At 65.6% G+C, this 19,769-nt stretch carries 18 protein-coding genes; 6 read left to right on the top strand and 12 right to left on the bottom strand.

Going from position 1 to position 19,769, the window contains the following annotated elements; genetic code table 11:
* Window positions 1-320 precede the first annotated feature (320 nt).
* Window positions 321-2,063 (top strand): HNH endonuclease signature motif containing protein, encoded by a 1,743-nt coding sequence (locus BJL86_RS03360; RefSeq protein WP_197487580.1) that lies wholly within the window; start codon window positions 321-323, stop codon window positions 2,061-2,063.
* Between the two features lie 18 nt (window positions 2,064-2,081).
* On the opposite strand, the gene BJL86_RS03365 is transcribed toward BJL86_RS03360, so the two are convergent.
* From BJL86_RS03365 to kstD, 6 genes are all read right to left on the bottom strand, one after another.
* Complete coding sequence (locus BJL86_RS03365; RefSeq protein ID WP_067474516.1) at window positions 2,082-3,698, bottom strand: AMP-binding protein; 1,617 nt, start codon at window positions 3,696-3,698, stop codon at window positions 2,082-2,084.
* A 132-nt stretch (window positions 3,699-3,830) separates the two neighbouring features.
* Complete coding sequence (locus BJL86_RS03370) at window positions 3,831-4,493, bottom strand: response regulator transcription factor (protein WP_067474518.1); 663 nt, start codon at window positions 4,491-4,493, stop codon at window positions 3,831-3,833.
* Complete coding sequence (locus tag BJL86_RS03375) at window positions 4,490-5,944, bottom strand: sensor histidine kinase (RefSeq protein ID WP_067474520.1); 1,455 nt, start codon at window positions 5,942-5,944, stop codon at window positions 4,490-4,492. The genes BJL86_RS03370 and BJL86_RS03375 overlap by 4 nt, the downstream gene beginning before the upstream one ends.
* Entirely contained in the window at window positions 5,944-6,285 is a 342-nt protein-coding gene (locus BJL86_RS03380) for a hypothetical protein (protein WP_067474522.1), read from the bottom strand. The genes BJL86_RS03375 and BJL86_RS03380 overlap by 1 nt, the downstream gene beginning before the upstream one ends.
* A 132-nt stretch (window positions 6,286-6,417) precedes the next feature.
* The gene (locus BJL86_RS03385; protein WP_067474525.1) at window positions 6,418-7,281 is read right to left on the bottom strand and encodes a MaoC/PaaZ C-terminal domain-containing protein; all 864 of its coding nucleotides are present in this window, start codon (window positions 7,279-7,281) and stop codon (window positions 6,418-6,420) included.
* Window positions 7,282-7,326: 45 nt separating this feature from the next.
* A complete protein-coding gene (gene kstD / locus BJL86_RS03390; RefSeq protein ID WP_067474590.1) occupies window positions 7,327-9,009 on the bottom strand; it encodes a 3-oxosteroid 1-dehydrogenase in 1,683 nt (560 codons plus the stop codon).
* Window positions 9,010-9,226: 217 nt separating this feature from the next.
* Between kstD and BJL86_RS03395 the strand changes: the two genes are divergently transcribed.
* The 4 genes from BJL86_RS03395 (at window position 9,227) to dmpG (ending at window position 12,975) form a co-directional block, all read left to right on the top strand.
* A complete protein-coding gene (locus tag BJL86_RS03395; RefSeq protein WP_067474527.1) occupies window positions 9,227-10,009 on the top strand; it encodes an IclR family transcriptional regulator in 783 nt (260 codons plus the stop codon).
* Window positions 10,010-10,115: 106 nt separating this feature from the next.
* Complete coding sequence (locus BJL86_RS03400; RefSeq protein WP_067474531.1) at window positions 10,116-10,919, top strand: 2-keto-4-pentenoate hydratase; 804 nt, start codon at window positions 10,116-10,118, stop codon at window positions 10,917-10,919.
* A gap of 58 nt (window positions 10,920-10,977) precedes the next feature.
* Entirely contained in the window at window positions 10,978-11,895 is a 918-nt protein-coding gene (locus BJL86_RS03405) for an acetaldehyde dehydrogenase (acetylating) (RefSeq protein WP_067474533.1), read from the top strand.
* A 9-nt stretch (window positions 11,896-11,904) separates the two neighbouring features.
* On the top strand, window positions 11,905-12,975 hold the full coding sequence (gene dmpG, locus BJL86_RS03410) for a 4-hydroxy-2-oxovalerate aldolase (RefSeq protein ID WP_067474536.1): 1,071 nt from the start codon (window positions 11,905-11,907) through the stop codon (window positions 12,973-12,975).
* 12 nt (window positions 12,976-12,987) lie between these two features.
* On the opposite strand, the gene BJL86_RS03415 is transcribed toward dmpG, so the two are convergent.
* The 5 genes from BJL86_RS03415 to BJL86_RS03435 all read right to left on the bottom strand — a co-directional run bounded on the left by BJL86_RS03415 (window position 12,988) and on the right by BJL86_RS03435 (window position 17,982).
* Window positions 12,988-13,893, bottom strand: coding sequence for a 3-hydroxyacyl-CoA dehydrogenase family protein (locus tag BJL86_RS03415; protein ID WP_067474593.1), 906 nt, complete (start codon window positions 13,891-13,893; stop codon window positions 12,988-12,990).
* Entirely contained in the window at window positions 13,893-14,678 is a 786-nt protein-coding gene (locus BJL86_RS03420) for an enoyl-CoA hydratase/isomerase family protein (RefSeq protein WP_231887201.1), read from the bottom strand. Before BJL86_RS03420 ends, BJL86_RS03415 begins: the two co-directional genes overlap by 1 nt.
* Window positions 14,679-14,725: 47 nt before the next feature.
* Complete coding sequence (locus BJL86_RS03425) at window positions 14,726-15,877, bottom strand: acyl-CoA dehydrogenase family protein (protein WP_067474541.1); 1,152 nt, start codon at window positions 15,875-15,877, stop codon at window positions 14,726-14,728.
* Window positions 15,878-15,995: 118 nt separating this feature from the next.
* Entirely contained in the window at window positions 15,996-16,967 is a 972-nt protein-coding gene (locus BJL86_RS03430) for a hypothetical protein (protein ID WP_067474543.1), read from the bottom strand.
* A 19-nt stretch (window positions 16,968-16,986) separates the two neighbouring features.
* Window positions 16,987-17,982 carry a helix-turn-helix transcriptional regulator gene (locus BJL86_RS03435; RefSeq protein WP_067474546.1) on the bottom strand — a complete coding sequence of 332 codons (996 nt, stop codon included), beginning with the start codon at window positions 17,980-17,982 and terminating at the stop codon, window positions 16,987-16,989.
* A 97-nt stretch (window positions 17,983-18,079) separates the two neighbouring features.
* On the opposite strand from BJL86_RS03435, the gene BJL86_RS03440 reads away from it, so the two are divergent.
* Window positions 18,080-18,691 (top strand): mycothiol transferase, encoded by a 612-nt coding sequence (locus BJL86_RS03440; protein ID WP_067474549.1) that lies wholly within the window; start codon window positions 18,080-18,082, stop codon window positions 18,689-18,691.
* A gap of 7 nt (window positions 18,692-18,698) precedes the next feature.
* Here the strand turns inward: BJL86_RS03440 and BJL86_RS03445 are convergent, their stop codons facing one another.
* Window positions 18,699-19,763, bottom strand: a complete 1,065-nt coding sequence (locus BJL86_RS03445) for a ferredoxin--NADP reductase (RefSeq protein WP_067474552.1) — start codon at window positions 19,761-19,763, stop codon at window positions 18,699-18,701.
* Between the last annotated feature and the right edge of the window lie 6 nt (window positions 19,764-19,769).

Here is a 19,769-nt window from a genome sequence, read left to right on the forward strand (position 1 = left end):
CTTGATGGCCCTTCTCGCCTGACGGCAGCCGCTATTTCTGTGGCCCTGGCGGCCGGTTTCTGTGTCATATGCGACCCCTGAGACGCCTGGTATCGTTACCGAAATTTGCCTCGAAAATACCTAGCAAATATAGAACAGGTGGACTATAGTAGATATCGGTAACAGCGTTACGGCACGGTGGGCGGGCACCTCAGATGTTGGATGAAGAGAAGGTTCGATACGCTCCTCTCGAGTGTGAGAGGCAGTTCAAGCGACCAATTGCCGAGAAGGCGACGTGCCTGCGCGATGGCGCCTCCGGGATTGTTGAGGCAATAGAACACTTGAGTGCTACTGTTGCCAATATTCAGGATGAGTTCGAAGAGAGCGGGGCGAACTCGTCCCTCATTGCTACGATGCTGCAGTTCGCCGGCCGGGACCTCCTCGCTCTTGCTGCCCACCTTCCTTCCAGCGAAGATCGGGCGAAAGTGTGCACCGTGCTGGGCAGCTGCGCCGAGGGGGCAGGGATGCAGCATGCACTGGACACCCTTGAGACGGTTCGAGCGGAGCAATCGGATCCCGCGGCGGCGGAAGATCCGGACTACAAGGCTTTCGACCCCGAATCGCTGGCTGCCGATCGCATTGCCGTCGAACACAACCTCACCACCAGCCGGGCGGGAAATCTGCTGGGCAAATCGATGTCTGTGCAACGCTGCACACGCGTGTGGAATGTCCTTATGTACGGCGGGATGAGTGCAGCCGTCGCGCTTCGGATCGCGGATGAGCTCGAGCATGTCGTCGACGAGGACAAGCTGCTGGAGATCCAGGACCAGATCCTCGCCCTGTGTCTCAAGGACGGCAAGTGCGTTCGATGGTCGTCGGGGATGACCCGTAAGCTCCACCGGATTATCAGCAAGGTCGATAGGGTTGCGCTCAAGCGGGACGACGAGGACAGCAAGAACAAGCGCAATGTGAGCATGTGGTCCTCGACGCCGGCGAGGTCGAACATCATGGCGACGCTGCCCGCGTTGGACGCCGAAGCTGTGTGGAGCAGCGTCGACGCTCTCGCATCGTCGTGGGCCAAGATGGAGAGTGAAACGCGCACAGCCGCCGAGCGGCGCGCGGATGCGCTCGTCCAGATGGTCACGGGCATCGACAAGCGACCGGAGGGGGACTGCACTCCGATCGGCAACCAGGTCTGCTCCCCGAGCATCACTCTTGTTGCCGATATGGAGTCGAGCGGCGCAAGGCAGCGTGCGTACACGGCGAAGGGGGCGTCTACGCGCGAGCGGCTCGATGAACTTCTCGCCTCGGTGCGCAGCGCCCGTCTGTCGAAGCTGCCGCTGCGCGCGGACGAGCTCGGTACGAACCTCGAGGACGCGATTGCCCTGCTAGGCGAGCTGCTCGGCCGGCTGCGCGAAGAAACCACCTACAAGCCGTCGGCTGCGCTGCGCAGGCTGGTCGTCGCGCGAGACGGAACCTGCAGGTTCCCCGGCTGCCAGGTGTCCGCAAGGCGCTGCGACCTGGACCATGTCAAACCCTTCGACCACAACGATCCGCTCCGGGGTGGGCTTACTCGTGAGGACAACCTCATCGCGCTTTGTCGACACCACCACCGGGACAAAACGCATAACGACACGAACTACAGGCTTATGCCCGACGGAAATACGGAAATCGTCTTCGCCAACGGCACCCGTGGCACCAGTGTGCCCGACGGACATCGCGGACAGGGGAGGGCGGAGCTCGGGCTGTCCTACGAGCCGCTGCCCGATAACTACCGGGAACAGGTGGAAGCGCTGGCCGGCATCGCGAAGGAGCTGGCAACGGTTTGCTCGTCGATGGCGGCGGAACGCGGACCGGGATTCGTCTCCGACATCGGCGAGACGCTGGGCGCCGACAAGCGTCCACCCGGGCCGACAAGGCAGGAGCGCCGAGAGTCGGCTACAGCAGAATTCCGCCGACGCCCGCGGGCGCGCAGGCAACGAAAGAAGAGGGAACCCGATCCCGGGATCATCAACCCGTACTGGGTGCCCGCCCCGAGCTCCGTGGCGGCGAAGGTCGTCGACCCGGAGAGCCCTCCCTACTAGTTGTTACGCAAGCAGCCGCTACACGGTGGCTTCGTCGGCCACCGTCCGTTTTGCCCACCGGTAATCCGCCTTGCCCGAAGGCGAACGAAGAACCTCGGGCACCACGACGACCGAACGCGGAACCTTGTAGCCCGCGAGGCTCTTACGGCAGTGCGCGGCGAGCTCCTCCGCGGAAGGCTCCTCGAAGCCGTCGCGAATCGAGACGACCGCGGAAACCCGCTCGCCGTACTTCGGGTCCTTCGCGCCGGCGACGAGGGCGTCGAAGATAGCCGGATGCCCCTTGAGTGCCTGTTCGACCTCCTCGGGGAACACCTTCTCGCCGCCCGTATTGATGCAACCAGAGCCCCGTCCGAGCAGAACGATCGAACCGTCGGCCTCGACCCTGGCCATGTCCCCGAGGACCGACATTCGCCGCCCGTCCGACAGCGTCTTGAAGACGTTCGCCGACTTCTCGGGGTCCTTATAGTATTCGAGCGGCACATGCCCGACACGTGCCATGTAACCGATGGTGTCGCTGCCGGGCTCGACGGGATCGAGCAGCTCGTCGATGACGATCGAGCGCGGGCTCGGCGGCAAGCGCAGTTCGCCGGCGTCGTTCATGCTCAGCTGCCCGTCGGTGCCCGACTCCGAAGCGCCGAAATTGTCGCGGATGAAGATATCGGGCAGCACGGTCTTGAGCTTGTCTCGGGATGCCTGCGACCAGATCGCCCCGCCCGAGTTCACGGCGAACAGCGAGGACACATCGTAGGCATCGAAATTATCGACGAGCTCATCGACGAACGGCACCCCCATCGCGTCGCCGACGATCATGATGATCTGCGCCTTCTCCTCGCCGATGAGTCTCAGCGCCTCAACCGGATCCCAATTGCGCATGAGTACCTGTTTCGCGCCCATGAAGAACATCGAGAACATCGCGTAAACGGCGGCACCGTGAATGAGCGGCGCCGTGACCAGTAGCGACATTGCCGGCGTTTCCTTTGCGGCGTTGCACAACTCCTCGACCGTGTCGTGGGGGTCGCCGTACTGATTGCCGCCCGCCAGCGCCGCGTAATAGAAATCGGTGTGCGTCCACACGACGCCCTTCGGATGTCCCGTCGTCCCGCCGGTGTACACCATGTAGTGGTCGCGGCCCGAACGCTCCGGGAATTCCCTGTCCGGGGACTGGTCGGGTATGACGTCGGACCACGCGGATAACCCGACTCCGGCGTCAGAACACTGCTGTGTAAATGCGTCGGAAACCTCGCCCACCACCAGGACATGCTGCAACTCGCCGAGGCCTCCGAGGATCTCGCCGGCGACGCCGGTGAATTCGGAGTCGATGATGATGAGTTTCGAGTCCGAGTTCGAATACAGGTATTCGAGTTCGGACGAGGTATAGCGAAAATTGATGTTGACCGGGACCGCGCGGACCTTGAGGGTGCCGATGAGGCCCTCGACGAACTCGAGGCTGTTGCGCATGTGCATCGCGACGTGGTCGTTCGCCCCGATCCCGATGGATTCGAGGAAGTGGCCGACCTTGTTGGCGCGTTCGTCGAGTTCGGCGTAACTCAGCCGGGCGCCCTCGAAGTACAGGGCCTCGCGGTCCGCGAGCGAATCGGACAGGGCTTCGAAAGCATCGGCAAGGTTCATCGACATGCGGTTACTCCGTCTCTTGCGCCCACCGCCCCGGCGGAGGACCGAAAACTAGAACGTGTTCCAAAATGGATCCGGAAACGAGTATGCCGCACGTCACAAGACGGTGCATCAGAATGTTCCAGTTTTGTGCCTTCAGGGCATTTTGTAGCCGGCGCCGCGCACGGTGACGAGCCTGTCCGCGCCGATTTTCTTGCGCAACGTGCGCACGTATACGTCGACGACGTTTGACGCGGGGTCGAAATCGTAGCCCCACACGTGGTCGAGAATCTGCTCGCGCGAGAGCACCTGCCCGCGGTGGGTGAGGAACACCTTGAGCAGCGAGAACTCCCGCGATGTCAGGTTCGTCGGTTCGCCGTCGACCTCGGCGGTGTGCGCGAGGAGGTCGAGACGCAGGCCGCCGTGCTCGAGTGCGCGTGCTTCGTCGTGGGTGGAGGACCCGTCGTGCAGACGCAGCTGCACACGCGCGAGGAGCTCGGCGAAGTGGAACGGCTTGGCGAGGTAGTCGTTCGCGCCGGAGGTGAGTCCGGTGACGGTGTCGCGGACCGAGTCTCGCGCGGTGAGGACCACGACGGGTGTCGAGATTCCTTGGCCGCGAGCTCGCGAGAGCACCTCGAACCCGTCGAGAAGGGGCAGCCCGATGTCGAGGATGACGAGGTCGAACTGCTCCGAGCGAAGCCCCTCGAGCGCGCTGCGGCCATCGCCGACGTGGGTCGTGGAGAACCCGGCGCTGCGCAGCCCCTTCTCGAGAAACGACACGATCCGAAGGTCGTCTTCGGCGATGAGGATCCGGTTCATTGCTCGTGTGGTCCTTCCGGGGTGGGAATGACGATATAGAAGGTCGCGCCCTGGCCGAGCGCCGACTCGGCGTGTGCGGAACCGTGGTGCCCGCGGGCGATGGCCGAGACGATGGACAGTCCGAGGCCCGCGCCGGTCGTGGTGTGGGAGGGGCCGCCTCCGCGGTCGAAACGGGCGAAGATCCGCTCGATATCGTCGGGCTCGATACCGGGGCCGTCGTCGCCCACCCAGAACGTGAGAGTCTTGTCCGGACCGGTGCCGGCGAAACGCGAACCGAGGCGGATGCGGCTGCCGACGCTGGTGTGCTGGACGGCGTTCGTGGTGAGCTGCAGCATTGCCTGGGTGATGCGTTGGGCATCTAGCAGGACCGTGCGCTCGGCGATCTCCACGAGCTGCCACTGCCGATCGCCGAGCTGCGACGCCTGTGCCTCGACATCGATCATGAGCTCGGCGAGGTCGGCCTCGGCCGGCCGGACGAAGTCGGGGCGCTCGGATTTCGCGAGGGTGAGCAGGTCGGAGACGATCCGGCTCATGCGGTCGAGTTCGGAATCGACCAGGCGCATGGTCTTCGCGCGCGAGGACGGGTCGTCGTCGGCGGTCTCGAGGTGGCCGCGGATCACGGTGATCGGGGTGCGCAGCTCGTGGCCGGCGTCGTCGACGAACCGGCGCTGGGTCTCGTGCGCCTGCGCGAGGCGGTCGAGCATCGAGTTGAAGGTGATCGCGAGCTGGGAGATGTCATCGCGCCCCTCGACCGGCACACGGCGAAGCAGATCGGTCTCCTGAATCGAATCGGCGACCTCGCGCACCTGTCTGATGGGCATGAGAATCTGCGCGGCCACGAACCAGCCGAACAGCGCCGTCAGCAAGAGCCCGCCAAGGGCGACGGCAGCGAGGACCCTGATGGTGTGGTCGGCCTCGGCGAGCGCGTCTTCGGTGAACACCGCGACCAACAGAAATGCGTCGCCGTCGTCGGGGGCGCCGACGGGCACACGCGCCCACCGCATCTCGCCCGCTTCCGTAGGTGTGACGCCGGAGTTCGCGGTCCCGGTGCGAAGCTCGGCGAGCAGTGCGGTGTCCGCGATGAGGTCGTACGGGCCATTATCGCCGCCGCTGCGGTCGACGGCGATGACCTGGGTATCGACCAGCCCGAGCAGCACCTCGTCGGAGGCAGGGATCTGCCGGCTCAGGTAAACGGCGAGGAGCCGCTCGGCGGAGGTGAAGGGCCGCGCGCTCGTCGGGTCGACCCCCTGCGCGGCGAAGGCCTCGAACTCGCTGATCTCCTGGTCGATCGCGGTGTTCGCGTCGCGCGCGACGTCGGCGATGAGCAGCGAGCGCACCGTGAACCCTACGGCGACGAGCGTGATCGCGGTGGTGAGGAGGATCCAGCCGACGATGCGCCAGCGCGCGGGGACAGGGCGGGTGGCGCCGCCCCGGCGTAGCCTAGGCGGCACTAGTCGTCCCAGTCGTCGTCGTAGTCGTCGTCATCCCAATCGTCGGCATCGTCGTCCCAGTCGTCGTCGAACTGGGCTTGGGGGACCTGGGGCTGGACGCGCTGGACGTCGTCGTCATCGTGGGGCACGTCGTCTGCATCGTCGTCGCCACGTTCGTCATCGTCGTCGGACGGGGAGGCGGCGTGGGGATCTGCCGGGGCGTCGTAGCGGGGGAGGTCCTGGGAGACGCGCTCTATGGCGACGTCGGGCTCGCCGGGGTCGTTGCTCACCGCGAACGCCGCAGCGGCGGCACCGAGGGGAAGGATGAGGAAGGCGGCGACGGCGCCGAGCTTCTTGTTCATCGCGGGCTCCTTGAAGGTTGCAGGTACATCGACGTCATCTGTCGACTACAACGATCATGTCGAGCGGGGATGATTCGAATGTGAAACCTTGATGAAGGAGCCTTCATCTTACGGTCGCTGCCGCGCGCGCGGTTACTTTTCCTGTGCGAGAACGATGTTGCCGAGCACGGGGGCGTTGTCGCGCTCTACGGAATCTGCGGTGGCGACGAAGCCGTTCTCGGTCCGCCACGCGCGCACCCGCAGCGTCTCGCCGGGGAAGAGGATGCCGGCGAAGCTCACGCCGTACTGGGAGATCCCGGCTACGTCGCCGTCATACAGTGAGTCCACCAACGCGCGAAGGACCAGCCCGTATGAACCCAGACCGTGCATGATCGGGCGATCGAAACCAGCCCTTCGGGCGAACTCCGGATCCGAGTGCAGTGGGTTGCGGTCGCCACAGAGACGGTAGAGAAGTGCCTGGTTGGGTGCGGTCGGCACCTCGATCTCGTGGTCGGGCGCGCGATCGGGGTAGGCGACCTTCTCCGAGGTGCCGCGTTCGCCGCCGAAGCCGCCCTCGTCGCGGGCGAAGATCGACGAGCGGGCGCGCCACAGCTCGGTGCCGTCCTCGGCCGTCGTCGTCGATTCCTGGACGATGACGGCGGCCTTCCCCTTGTCCTGGAGGTCCGCGATCTTCGTGCGGGTCGTTGCGGTGCCGGATGCGGGGATCGGTCCGAGGGGGAACACGTGCTGAGCGCCGTGCACCACCTTCGCAAGGTCGATCTCGACCCCGGGGAACGAGACCTTCGGCGCCTCCGTGACGTGCATCGTCGCGGCGACCGTCGCGAACGACGGCAGCACCAGCGGCGAGCGGTCGTCGATGTAGCGCAGACCCGTTGTGTCGAGCGGATCACGCGCGGCGCCGACCGCGAGATTGTAGAGCGCCACGTCGGAGGCATCCCACGAGAATGTCTGCGCGGGGAGCTCGGCGCCGAGAGCGATTTCCGGATCGATGGGCATGGGGCCTCTTTCGCTGTGTCGTAAAAGCGGAGTCTGCTGTGGTATCTACTGCGCGACGCGGGCTGCGATGTGCTCGGCGGCGAGCGCGCCGAACACGACCGATGGGCCGATCGTCGCGCCGGGGCCGGCATAGGTGTGTCCCATGACCGGGGACGAACAGTTGCCCGCAGCGTAGAGACCCTCGATCGCTGAGCCGTCCTCGCGGAGCGCCTGCGCGTCCGCGTTGGTCGTGATGCCGCCCTTGGTGCCGAGGTCGCCCGGAACCATCTTGACGGCGTAGAACGGCGCCTTGCCGAGTTCCCCGAGCGCGGGGTTGGGCTTGTTCGAGACATCGCCGTAATAGTGGTCGTAACCGGACTTGCCGCGGCCGAAGTCCTCGTCGACGCCGGCGCGGGCGAAGCCATTGAAGCGTTCGATGGTAGCGGTCAGCTGCTCGGCGGGGACCTCCATTTTCTCGGCGAGGCCTTCGATCGTGTCGGCGGAGACGATGATCCCGTTCTTGAACCAGCGCCCCGGAAGCGGCTGGCGCGGGGCGTTGCCGGCGAACATGTAGCGGTCGCGGACGCGCTGGTCGAGGACGAGCCACGCGGGTACGTTCTCGCCCGGACCGGAGCCTTGCCCGAATTCGCCTCCGTACATGTGGTGCACGGCTTCCACGTAGGGGAGAGATTCATTCATGAACCGCTCGCCGCGGGTGTTGACCATGATCGTGCCGGGCAGCGAACGTTCCGATAGCGCGAACCAGGGGGTTCCCTTGAGCGGGATCGTCGGGCCCCACCACGCGTCCTCCATGAAATCGACTCCCGCGCCGATCCGCTGTGCCGCCTCGATAGCGTCGCCAGTGTTCGCGGCCGCGCCGACCGTCCACTTGGTGGTGATCGGTTCGCGCTGGTACTTCTTGCGCATCTCCTCGTTGTGCTCGAAACCGCCTGCGGTGAGAATGACCCCGTGACGGGCGCGAATCGTCTCCCGCTCGCCCGAGCGCTCGACGACGACACCGGTGACGCGCGTGTCGGAGCCCTCGCCCTCGGTGGCGAGATCGACGAGCGGGGTCTCGAGCCACAACGGGATCTTGTGGTCGAACAGTCCCTGTCCGAGTGCCGCCATGAGCGCCTGCCCGCGCACGACCATCCGCTTGCGCGCGACCTGGTAGGCGAGATAGCGGGTGCCCACCTTGACTGCGCGCAGCGGTCCTTCGGCGGAGCGCAAGAGCATGTTGAGCCGTTTGTAGTCGGCCTGAGTGAGAACGAAGTTGCGCGGCGTCTTGGTGTAGTCGGGCTCGAGAAGCTTGCGATTATCGCCCATCGAGTTGAGGTCGAAGGGCTTCGGCTCCACCGAGCGCCCACTGAGCCGCCCGCCCGGCGCCTCGGGGTAGTAGTCCGAGTAGTTCTTCACCCATTCCATCCGCAGAGGCGTGCGCTCGAGTAGGAAATCCAGAATGCGCGGTCCGTGGTCGAGATAGGCGTCGATCCGGTCGAGTGACACGCCGGAGATGATCGACGTGAGGTACTGGCGCGCCGCGGTCGGATTGTCGCGCACGCCGTCGCGCACTAGCACCGAGTTATTCGGAATCCACACGCCGCCGCCTGACCGTGCGGTGGAACCGCCGAAGTGCGGCGCCTTTTCTATGAGAACCACGGACAGTCCCTTGGCCTGCGCCGCGAGGGCGGCGGCCACGCCGCCCGCGCCGCTGCCCACCACGACCACATCGAATTCGCTCTGCGTCATGTAGAACACGTTATAGAAATGGGCGAACAACCGCTAGCGATTTCGGCGGTATTCCCTGCGCTCCCTTGCTTGGAGTGCGAAAGCCGCTATTTAGAACGTGTTTCAGAAATGTTAACTACCTCCGTCTGTGGGGGCGACGGCACCCAATTCGTGCATTAGGGGCGTTAAAAGGGGAAGAGCCCACTTATTTCGATGACGTAGGTGGCACTATATTCACATGACCGAAGCGGCAGACGGCGAAACCGAACGCGCGAGCGCCATCGACAAGGCGTTCCGGCTAATACGCGCATTCGATCGAGACGACACGCAGGGAATGGGGGTCAGCGAGCTCGCGCGGCGCGCCCGCCTGCCGAAGTCGACCTCGCATCGGGTGCTCAGCAGCCTCATTGAGAACGGGGCCGTCCAGCGGGTCGGCGATCGCTACCGCCTCGGACCGCTGTTCTTCGATCGGGGTCCGACGTCATTGAGTACGACCCATGAGCTGGTGGCCGAGACTCTCACGCCATTTCTGGCGGCGCTGTTCGAGCGGACACGCTGCACTGTGCACCTGGCGTACCTCGACGGCGCCGATGCCGTCTACGCGAATAAGTTGTTCTCGGTGACGGGCGTGGCCGCGCCCTCGCGCATCGGCGGGCGCGTGCCCGGGCACTGTACGGGCGTCGGCAAGGCGATGATGGCCTACGACGAGAGCGCGATCGACCTCGCCATAAGTAGAGGCCTAGTTCCGTGGTCGGAATTCTCCGTCACCGACCCCGCCGCCCTGCGCGCCGAGCTCGCCGTCGTGCGGCAGACCGGGCTCGCCTACGACGTAGAGGAGGCCACCCTCGGGCTCAGCTGTGTCGCCGCGCCCGTGTGGGGCAAGGGGGCGGTGCCCGGCGCCGCGATGTCTGTGTCCGGTCCCGTCGATTCGTTCCGCCCGCAAGATCACGTGGCGAGCCTGAAGAAAATCTGCGAGAGCGCCACCCGCGCGTTCCGAAAAGCCCAGCGTACGGAGGAATAGCGGCCTGCCCGCGCCGCCTCCCGTTCCACTGGATGGATCGCCGGGCGTAGGTTGGCGTCCCGCGCGCAGACAATTGGGGTCCGAACAGCGAGCGAAAGGCACCCCGATGAGCGAGCAGAACCTCACCCTCGACGAGGCGCAGATCACCGATCTCGCGCAGTCGTTGTGGGACGCCGAGACCCGGGCCGAGCCCATCGCGCCGCTCACCGACACACACCCGGGTATGACGCCGGACGATGCGTTCGCCGTGGCGTTGGTGAACATCCGGCGCCGTATCGACGCGGGCGCCAAGGTCACCGGACACAAGGTCGGCCTCGCCTCGGAGGCGATGCAGAAAATGATGGGCGTCGGCGAACCCGACTACGGCCACCTTCTCGACGTCATGGAGTATTCGGAGTCGGTGCCGGTGGACACCTCGAAGCTGTGCCGTCCTCGCGTGGAGCTCGAGGTCGCGTTCATCCTCGGTAAGGACATTCCGGCCGAGGGGGTGTCCGACGAGGAGCTGCCCGAGTACATCGAATGGGTTGTGCCCTCGATCGAGCTGATCGACTCGCGGATCGCGGACTGGAAGATCACGCTCGCCGACACGATCGCGGACAACGCCTCCTCCTGCGGCTACATCGTCGGGGAGCAGCGGGTGTCGATGTCCGACATCGACGTCGCCTCCATCCGTGTCGACATGCACAAGAATTCCGAGCACGTCGCGACGGGCAGCTCCGACGCAGTACTCGGCAATCCCCTCAATGCGGTCTCGTGGCTGGCGCGGAAGGTCTCGAGCTTCGGCGTGCGGCTGCGCGCCGGAGACGTGTTGCTGCCGGGCACGGCGATCCGCGCCGAAGACGTCGCGCCGGGTGACCACGTCCGCGCCGAGTTCGAAGGGCTCGGCAGCGTCACCCTCGACTTCGTCTAGTCGGGACCGTCCTTCCCCTCAACATCAATAGATTCTTCCCCGCTAGGAGAAAAGACATATGAGCGACTCGCGCATTCTCACCGCCGCGATCGTCGGCTCGGGCAACATCGGTACCGATCTGATGTACAAGCTCGAGCGCAGCGACTACATCGAGCCGAAGTGGATGATCGGCATCGACGCCGGATCCGAGGGCATGAAGCGCGCCCGAGACCACGGGCTGACCTGCATGTCGGGAGGCGCGCAGGAGCTTCTCGACTCGATCGCCGCCGGAGGCGAGGTGCCGGACCTTCTTTTCGAGGCGACGAGCGCCTACGTGCACAAGGAGTTCGCCCCGAAGTACGAGGAGGCCGGCATCATTGCGATCGACCTCACCCCGGCCGCAGTCGGCCCCGCGGTGATCCCGCCGGCAAACCTCACCGCGCACGTTGATGCCAAGAACACGAACATGGTCACCTGCGGTGGGCAAGCGACGATCCCGATGGTCCACGCGGTGAGCTCGGTCGTGCCGGTCGAGTACGCCGAGATCGTCGCGTCGGTGTCGTCCGAGTCCGCAGGGCCCGGTACGCGCGCGAACATCGACGAGTTCACCCAGACCACGAAGAACGCGATCGAGTCCATCGGCGGGGCACGCAAGGGCAAGGCAATCATCATCCTCAACCCCGCCGACCCGCCCGTGATCATGCGCGACACGATCTTCTGCTCGATCCCCGAAGACGCCGACCACGACCTGATCTCCACGTCCATTCGCAAGCGGGAGAAGGAGATCCAGGAATACGTGCCCGGCTACCGGCTACTGCAGGAACCACAGTTCGATCCGCCTTCGGAGACCTCCGGCGGGATGGCGCGTGTCGCGATCTTCGTCGAGGTCGAAGGCGCCGGGGACTTCCTGCCCGAATACGCAGGAAACCTGGACATCATGACCGCCGCCGCGACGAAAGTCGGCGAAGAGGTCGCCAAGTCGAAGCTCGGGGTCTAGGAGGACGCCATGGACACCACAAATCCCATCAACGCCAACGCCCGCGCCTTCTCAGCGGACCTCGACATCCGGATCACCGACTCCTCGCTGCGCGACGGCTCACATCACAAGCGCCACCAGTTCACCCGCGAGGACATCGTGTCCGTGGTCGGCGCGCTCGATGGCGCCGGCGTGCCGGTCATCGAGGTGACCCACGGCGACGGACTCGGCGGCGGCTCGTTCAACTACGGCTTCGGCCGGACGAACGAGCAGGAACTCATCAAGGCGGCGGCAGAGACCGCGAAGAACGCGAAGATCGCGTTCCTCTCGCTCCCCGGTGTCGGCATCAAGGACGACATACTCGCCGCGCGCGACAACGGTGGCCAGATCTGTCGCATCGCCACGCACTGCACCGAGGCGGACGTGTCGATCCAGCACTTCGGCTACGCACGCGAGATCGGCCTGGAGACCGTCGGCTTCCTCATGATGAGCCACACCCAGCCGCCCGAGGTACTCGCGAAGCAGGCCAGGATCATGGCCGACGCCGGCTGCCAGTGTGTGTACATCGTCGACTCGGCCGGTGCGCTCGTCATGGAGCAGGTCTCCGACCGTGTGTCCGCGCTGGTCGCCGAGCTCTCCGGCGACGCCCAGGTCGGGTTCCATGGCCATGAGAATCTTGACGTCGGGGTCGGGAATTCCATCATGGCGATCCGGGCCGGCGCGCAGCAGATCGACGGCTCGACCCGCCGCTTCGGCGCGGGCGCCGGCAATACGCCCGTAGAGGCGCTCGTCGGCGTGTGCGACAAGCTCGGGATCACCACCGGGGTCGACTTCTTCAAGATGGCTGACGCCGCCGAAGACGTGGTCGCGCCGATGATGCCGAGCGAGTGCCTCGTCAACCGCGATGCGATGATGCTCGGATACGCGGGCTGCTACTCCTCGTTCCTCAAGCATGCACAGCAGCATGCGCGCCGGTACGAGGTTAAGACGGCCGATATCCTGCTGCGCGCCGGCGAGCGTGGCCTCATCGGCGGGCAGGAGGATCAGCTCATCGACATCGCCCTCGAGCTGCAACGTGAGGGGCGACTGGAAAGCGCGTAAGCCCCGGGGAGCCTAGGCGTCGGGGTTCGGGCCGGCCTTCGTCCCCGATTCGTCGTAGACGTACCAGCCCCTGCCGGTTTTACGGCCCAGGTCGCCGCGCTCCACGAGCGCGGCGACGCTGCGTGCAGGCGCATCGGCGGGGTCGCCGCTGTCAGCGAAGCGCTGCGAGCGGGAATAGTAGCCGATGTCGATCCCGGTGAGATCCATGAGTTCGAACGGCCCCATCGGATAGCCGAGCGCGGTACGGCAAGCGAGGTCGATGTCTTCGAACGATGCGTACCCGCCCTCGTACAGTGCCACCGCTTCGGTGCGGACCGCATCGAGTATGCGGTTGGCGACGAAGCCCGTGATCTCCTTGTCGAGCTGCACCGGCTCCTTGCCTATTCTGCGCACGAAATCGATGGCCGCCGCCATCGTGTCGTCGGAGGTTTCCGGCCCTCGGATCACCTCGACGCAGCGCATGACAAGCGCCGGGTTGAAGAAGTGGATATTGCAGAAGCGGTCCCGTGCGTCGAGCCGGGCGGCGATTGCAGAGGGGACGAAGCTCGAAGAATTCGAGGCGAGGATCGCGTCGGCGGGGGCCAGGCGCTCAAGGGTGGCGAACAACTCGCGCTTGACGTCGAGTTTCTCGATCGCCGCCTCGATGACGAGGTCGACCTCGCACGATTCCTCCTCCAGAACATCGGTGGTACGGAGGCGCGCGAATGCGGAATCGATCTCGGCGGGCGAGGCCGTGCCCTTGTCGATCTTGCGCTGCATGCGGCTGCGCAGCGACGCCACCGCGCGGTCCAGGGCCTCACCGGAAATATCATTGAGTACGACGTCATATCCGGAAAGCGCGCAGACCATGGCGATCTGGGACCCCATGGCGCCCGCGCCGACGACGAGAACCGAGTCGATGCTGCGTTGGTCGGACATCATTCCCCCTTGAATTCCGGCGTGCGCTTGTCGAGGAAGGCCTCGGTGCCCTCGGCCTTGTCGCTACTTCCGTAGAGGAGTGCTTGGGCGAGACGCTCGACAACCAGGCCGGTGCCCTGATCGGCGTCGAGGCCGGTGCGCACGACGAGCTTGGCGAGGCGCACGGCGAGTGGCCCCTTGGACAAGATCGTGCTCGCGGTGGAGCGTGCCGCGGCGAGGAGCTCTTCCGGTTCGACGACCGAGGTGACGAGACCGATGCGCAGAGCCTCGTCGGCGTCCGCGAAACGGCCGGTGAGGATCATCTCGATGGCGCGCCCGACGCCCACGAGACGGCCGAGGCGCTGGGTGCCGCCGGCTCCGGGCAGCACTCCGAGGGTCGGTTCGGGCAGGCCGAACTTCGCGCGAGTGGAGGCGATGCGGATATCGCAGGACATGGCGAGCTCGCAGCCGCCGCCGAGGGCGTAACCGTTGACGGCGGCGATAGTGGGCTTGCCGAACCGTTCGATCGCGTCGTACGTGCGCTGCATGTACGACTCGAGGGCGGAGGCCGGGGTGTAGTTCTGCAGTTGCGTGATGTCGGCGCCGGCCGCGAAAGCCTTATCGCCCGCGCCGGTGAACACGAGCGCCCCGATCGCGTCGTCCTGTTCTGCGCGGGCGAGCACGGCGTTCAGGTCGTCGAGGACCTGGCGCGAGAGCGAATTGCGCACCTCGGGGCGATTGATGGTGACGACGGCGATGCGCTCGGAGACGTCGACGTCGAGGGTGGATGTGTCGGGAAGTGTCACTACGTTCTCCATGTGGAAGTGGCGGTCGGGCGGCGCAGGGGCGACCGCTAGGTAAAGGCGTTGACGCCGGTCTCCGCGCGCCCGATGAGAAGTTTCTGGATCTGGCTCGTGCCCTCGTAGAGAGTCATCACGCGCGCATCGCGGAGGTATTTGGAGACCGGGTAGTCGTCGATGTATCCGTAGCCGCCAAAGATCTGGATTGCATCGCTGGCGGCGCGTACGGCCGCCTCGGAAGCGAAGTATTTCGCCTTGGACGCGGCGACGCCGAAATTCTCTCCGGCTTCGATGAGATGCGCGGCGCGGTAGGTGAGCAGGCGGCCGGCGTCGACGTCGACGGACATCCGGGCGATCATTTCCTGGATCATCTGGTAGGAGGCGATCTGCCGGCCGAACTGCTCGCGTTCGGTGGAATATCGGACCGATTCGGAGAGGCAGCCCATGGCGATGCCGACGCAACCGGCGGCTACCGACACGCGACCCTTGTCGAGCGATCCCAGCGCGATGGAGAACCCCTGGCCCTCTTCCCCGAGCATCGCGGAGGCCGGAACGCGCATATCAGAGAAGCTCAGCTCCGCGGTCGCTTGGCCGCGCAGGCCGAGCTTGCCGTGGATCTCGGTCGCTTCGAACCCCGGCGTATCGGTCGGGACCAGGAATGCGGAGATGCCCCTGTGGCCCTCGCCGCCGGTACGGGCGAACACGAGGCATAGGTGCGCCCATGTGCCGTTGGTGATGAAGATCTTCGAGCCATTGATGACGTAGTCGTCGCCGTCGCGTGCGGCGCGCGTACGGAGGTGAGCCGGGTCGGAACCGTTCCCGGGCTCGGTCAGCCCGAAGCAGCCGAGCACCTCGCCCGAGCTGATCCGGGGGAGCCACTCGTGTTTCTGTTGTTCGGTTCCGTGGGACAGAATCGACTTGCCGACCAGCCCCGTCGACACCGATACGATGCCCCGGATCGCCGAGTCCGCGCGGCCGAGTTCCTCCATGCCGATGCAATAGGAGATGTAGTCGCCGCCGAAGCCTCCGTACTCCTCGGGAATCGTGAGGCCGAAGAATCCGATTTCCGCCATCTTCGGGATGACGGCGAGGTCCACACGCTCCGCGCGGTCCCATTCCCTCCGGTGCGGAACGACTTCCTTGTCGAGGAATTCGCGCGCTAGGTCGCGAAAATCGAGCTGGTCTTGGTTGAGGGAAAGCTCCATCAACGAGTCCCTTCGGCTTGGCCGTATCACGTGAGTATCCGCGCGTCGCGCCTGCAACGTGCCTATAGACACTGTCCCCCAAATGGCCGCGGCGCGTGAGGAAATTTCGCCGACGAAATCATTCTCCCGGTGCGAGCGCCTCGACGGTGATGATGTCCTCGTGCGTCCTTCGCGCGTATTGCCGCTGGAAATACGGGACGCGCGCCATTGCCTCGTGGACGTCCTCGGTCTGGTCCTTCGCGTCTCCGATCGTGAACGAGGCGACGACGAATCCCGGCCCGTAGGACAGACTCGCGACGACGGAGCCGTCGTTGTCCCAGCCGTACTTGGAGCCGTTGACCCCGGGCAGCGTGCCGGTGCCCCAGTCCTGCACGGTGCCGTCGGCGGCCTTGCGGGCAGGAGAGCGCATCCACCACAGCACGGGAGATCCCGGGTTCTCGGCGCGCAGCGTCGAGACGAACAACGCGAGGTCGGGAAGGCTCGATTTCGTGTATCCCCAGCGGTGATCTTCAGGCTTCGTATCCTGCAGGTGGTACTTTCGCACCTGCTCGGTGATCATCTTCTCGCCGTACTTCTCCCAGATCTTGTCGGCCGATTCGTCGTTGGAATCGACGATCATTCGCCTGAGCCGGGCGATCTCGTCCGAGTCCGGATCGCGATTACTCAGCACCCAGTCGGCCATGAGCATCTTGATCAGCGAAAGCCCCGGGACCGGATCGCCGGAATTCTTCGTTCCGAAGGTGTGCCCGGGAACCCGTACCACGACGATCGAACGCTCGGGGGCGCGAAGTCGCTCCGGCCGAGGGATCTTGAACTCAGGGGTGCAGAAGGAGGGCGTGAGCACGGTGGGGCCGAGGACGTTGAGCGGACCGCCGGTGCGGCAATCGGTGGCCGAGAGCGCGGCGTCGATCAGCTCGTCGCCGCTCGAAGTCCTTTCGAGGTCGACGGAGGAGTCGCCGCGGTGGGAGCCGGAACCGAGCGGTGAGAGAGCGATCAGCGCGGAGAGGGCGAGGCAGGCGAGCGTGAGCAGCGCGAGGAGCACGCCGGGAACCGGCACCCGCCCGCGCTTCTCCATCGCCCGCCACCACACGGCGTCTGATTCTATTGCACTAAGGCCGGTTTCGTTCCGCGCTCGCGGCCAGACGCTTCGCTACCGCGGCGAGAGCGGGGCGCAGTTCGGGCGGGGAGAGCACCTCGAAATCCCACGGGAAACTCGCCACGTGGAAGGCGATGGTCTCGACATCGCTCCCGGATGTGCGAAACAACGCGTGGCCCGCTCGGTCCGGATCCGGCTCGACCTCGGTGTAGGGGCTACCTGCGAACCGTTGCACCTCCTCCGGGGCGGCGGCGATGCGCAGGCTGACCGCCACCGGCCACGTCATCGCCGGGCGGGCCGCGCCGATCGCCTCGCGCGGGGCGGGCACGTCCCGGCGCGGGGTGAACCTGCGGCTGCTCGCCTGCACGTCGGTGATCCGGTCGGCGCGGAACGAGCGCCACCCCTCTCGGTCGAGGTCGAAACACTGCACGTACCAGCGTCCCATCGAGGCCACCAGGCGATAGGGCTCGGCGCGCCGGGCGCTGGCAACCCCCTGCCCGTTGACGTAGGCGAAGCTCATCAGCAGCGTATCCCTGATCGCCCGCGAGAAGCCCAACAACACATCGGCGTCCGGCGCTCGCCCGGCGCCCTCGAGGGCCACCGAGCCGCGTACGATTCCCGCGACCTGTTCCCGTAGCCGCGACGGCATGTGCTGCTCGAGCTTTGCGAGCGCACTGAGGGCATCGTCGGACCGCTCGGCCGCGCCACCGGGCGACTCAGGGGAGGTGCTCACCGCGGTCCGCAACGCCACGGCAAGTTGCACCGCCTCGCCGTCATTGAGCAGGAGCGGGGGGAGCCTGCGGCCGATGCCGAGGCGGTAGCCGCCACCGGCGCCCTGGGCGGATTCGATGCTGTAGCCGAGCGAGCGCAGACGCTCGACGTCACGCCGGACCGTGCGTTCGGTGATGCCGAGCTCGCGTCCAAGCTCCGCGCCCGTCCACATCGTGCGGCGGCCGAGCATGTCGAGGAGGGCGAGGAGCCGCTCCGTGGTGGCGACTGAATCGGTCATGTCCAGAGCCTAGACGAGATACAGGACCGAATCTGTCCGCTATGGGGTGGAACGTTGATCACGTACCGCACACACCACTGACGAAAGGAACGAGGCAATGCCACTCTTCGCACCCACCATGTCCACAGAGAAGGATGCGCTTCTCGCGCAACTCGAGCACTCCATCCAGAATGCCCGCGACGTCTTCTTCGAACTCGACATCGACCAGCTCCGGGCCAAGCCCATCGCAAGCTCGGAGCTCACGCTCGGCTGGCTCCTGCTCCACATGGGGGAGGTCGTGGACGGTTGGGGCAAGCGCGCCGCATCCGGTCCCGTCGATCCCTTTGCAGGTATGACGGCGGCCGGCGCGATGCGCGAGGCGGATGCCGCCACCGCGATCGGTGAAGGGGAGACCGCGGCGGACCTACTGCGTAGGTTCGACGAATACACGGCGGCCGGGCTGCGGGCCTTCGCCTCAGCCGATATCGATGCCGAGGTCGCCGTCCCTGATGCGCCGTGGTTCCCGGAGGATATGGAGAGCTTCAACGTGCGGTGGACGTTCCACCACGTGCTCGAGGAGCTCCATCGCCATTCGGGGCATGCCGATATTCTTCGCGAGGCGGTCGACGGCGCCCAGATGTACGAGCTCCGCAGCAGGGCGGAGGACATCGATATGTCCTACATCGAGAAGTGGTTCGCAGCCCACGCAGACGAGCTCTACGCCGGTTGAGGCGGCGCTACTCGTTGTAGGTGATCTCCACCTTGTCGCTCTTGGGCAGTAACTGGCAGCCGAGGACGAAGCCGTCCTCGACTTCCTCGGGCTCGAGGATTCCGTTGTGCATCATCTCCGCTTCGCCGGATTTGAGAATGCATGCGCACGCGGAACATTCGCCCTTGCGGCACGAGAACGGCGCCTGGATCCCCTGCGAGAGGAGTACGTCGAGGAGCGGAGTGTTGCGGGGCCACGAGACCTCGTGGACTTCGTCGTCCAGTTCGACGATCGCGGTCGCGGGCTCGTCGTCCCCCTCGACGGGTTCGGCTATGACGACTTCGGCGAAGGGGTCGCCCTCGATGGAGGAAAACACCTCTTGGTGGATGAGGTGCATGTCTGCGCCCGAACGGCGCAGTCCCGCCCGGGCCGATTCCATGAACGGGCCCGGGCCGCACATGTAGGTGTGCCGCTTCGCCGCCACGGGCTGGAGGATGTTGCCGATCATCTCCGGCGTGGCCAAGCCCGAGAGCGATTCGAGCCAATGGATTACCGAGAGGCGATCGGGGTTGGCTTCCTGGAGCTGGCGTAGTTGTTCGGCGAAGATCACCGACTGCTCGTCGCGGTTCGCGTACAGCAGGACGATATGCCCCGTGCCGCGCTTAAGGGCGGTGCGCAGGATCGACATCACCGGCGTGATCCCCGAACCGCCGGCGAGCAGGATGAGGTCCTGGTCGAAGTTGTCGACGGTGAAGATGCCCGATGGGGCCAGCACGTGGATCTTTATTCCCGGCTCGACGTTGTCGCACAGCCAGTTCGAGCCGTAACCGTCGCGCGTGCGCTTGACCGTGACCTTGAGTTGGGAATCCTCGTCGGGCGCGCTCGAGAGCGAATAACAGCGAGCCACCGATCCCGTGCGCTCCGATGGCACACGGAGCGTGAGAAATTGTCCTGCCTTGTAGCGAAATTCCTTTTCGTCGCCTTCGGGGATGTCGAAGACGATCGACGTGGCGTCCGGGGTCTCGGCAATGACGTCGGCCACCGTGAGCTCGCGGACGAAAGAGCCGAGCTGCGGCGTGGGAGTCTCGCTCATGCTGAA

The organism is Dietzia timorensis (assembly GCF_001659785.1).
Taxonomy (GTDB): Bacteria; Actinomycetota; Actinomycetes; order Mycobacteriales; family Mycobacteriaceae; genus Dietzia; species Dietzia timorensis.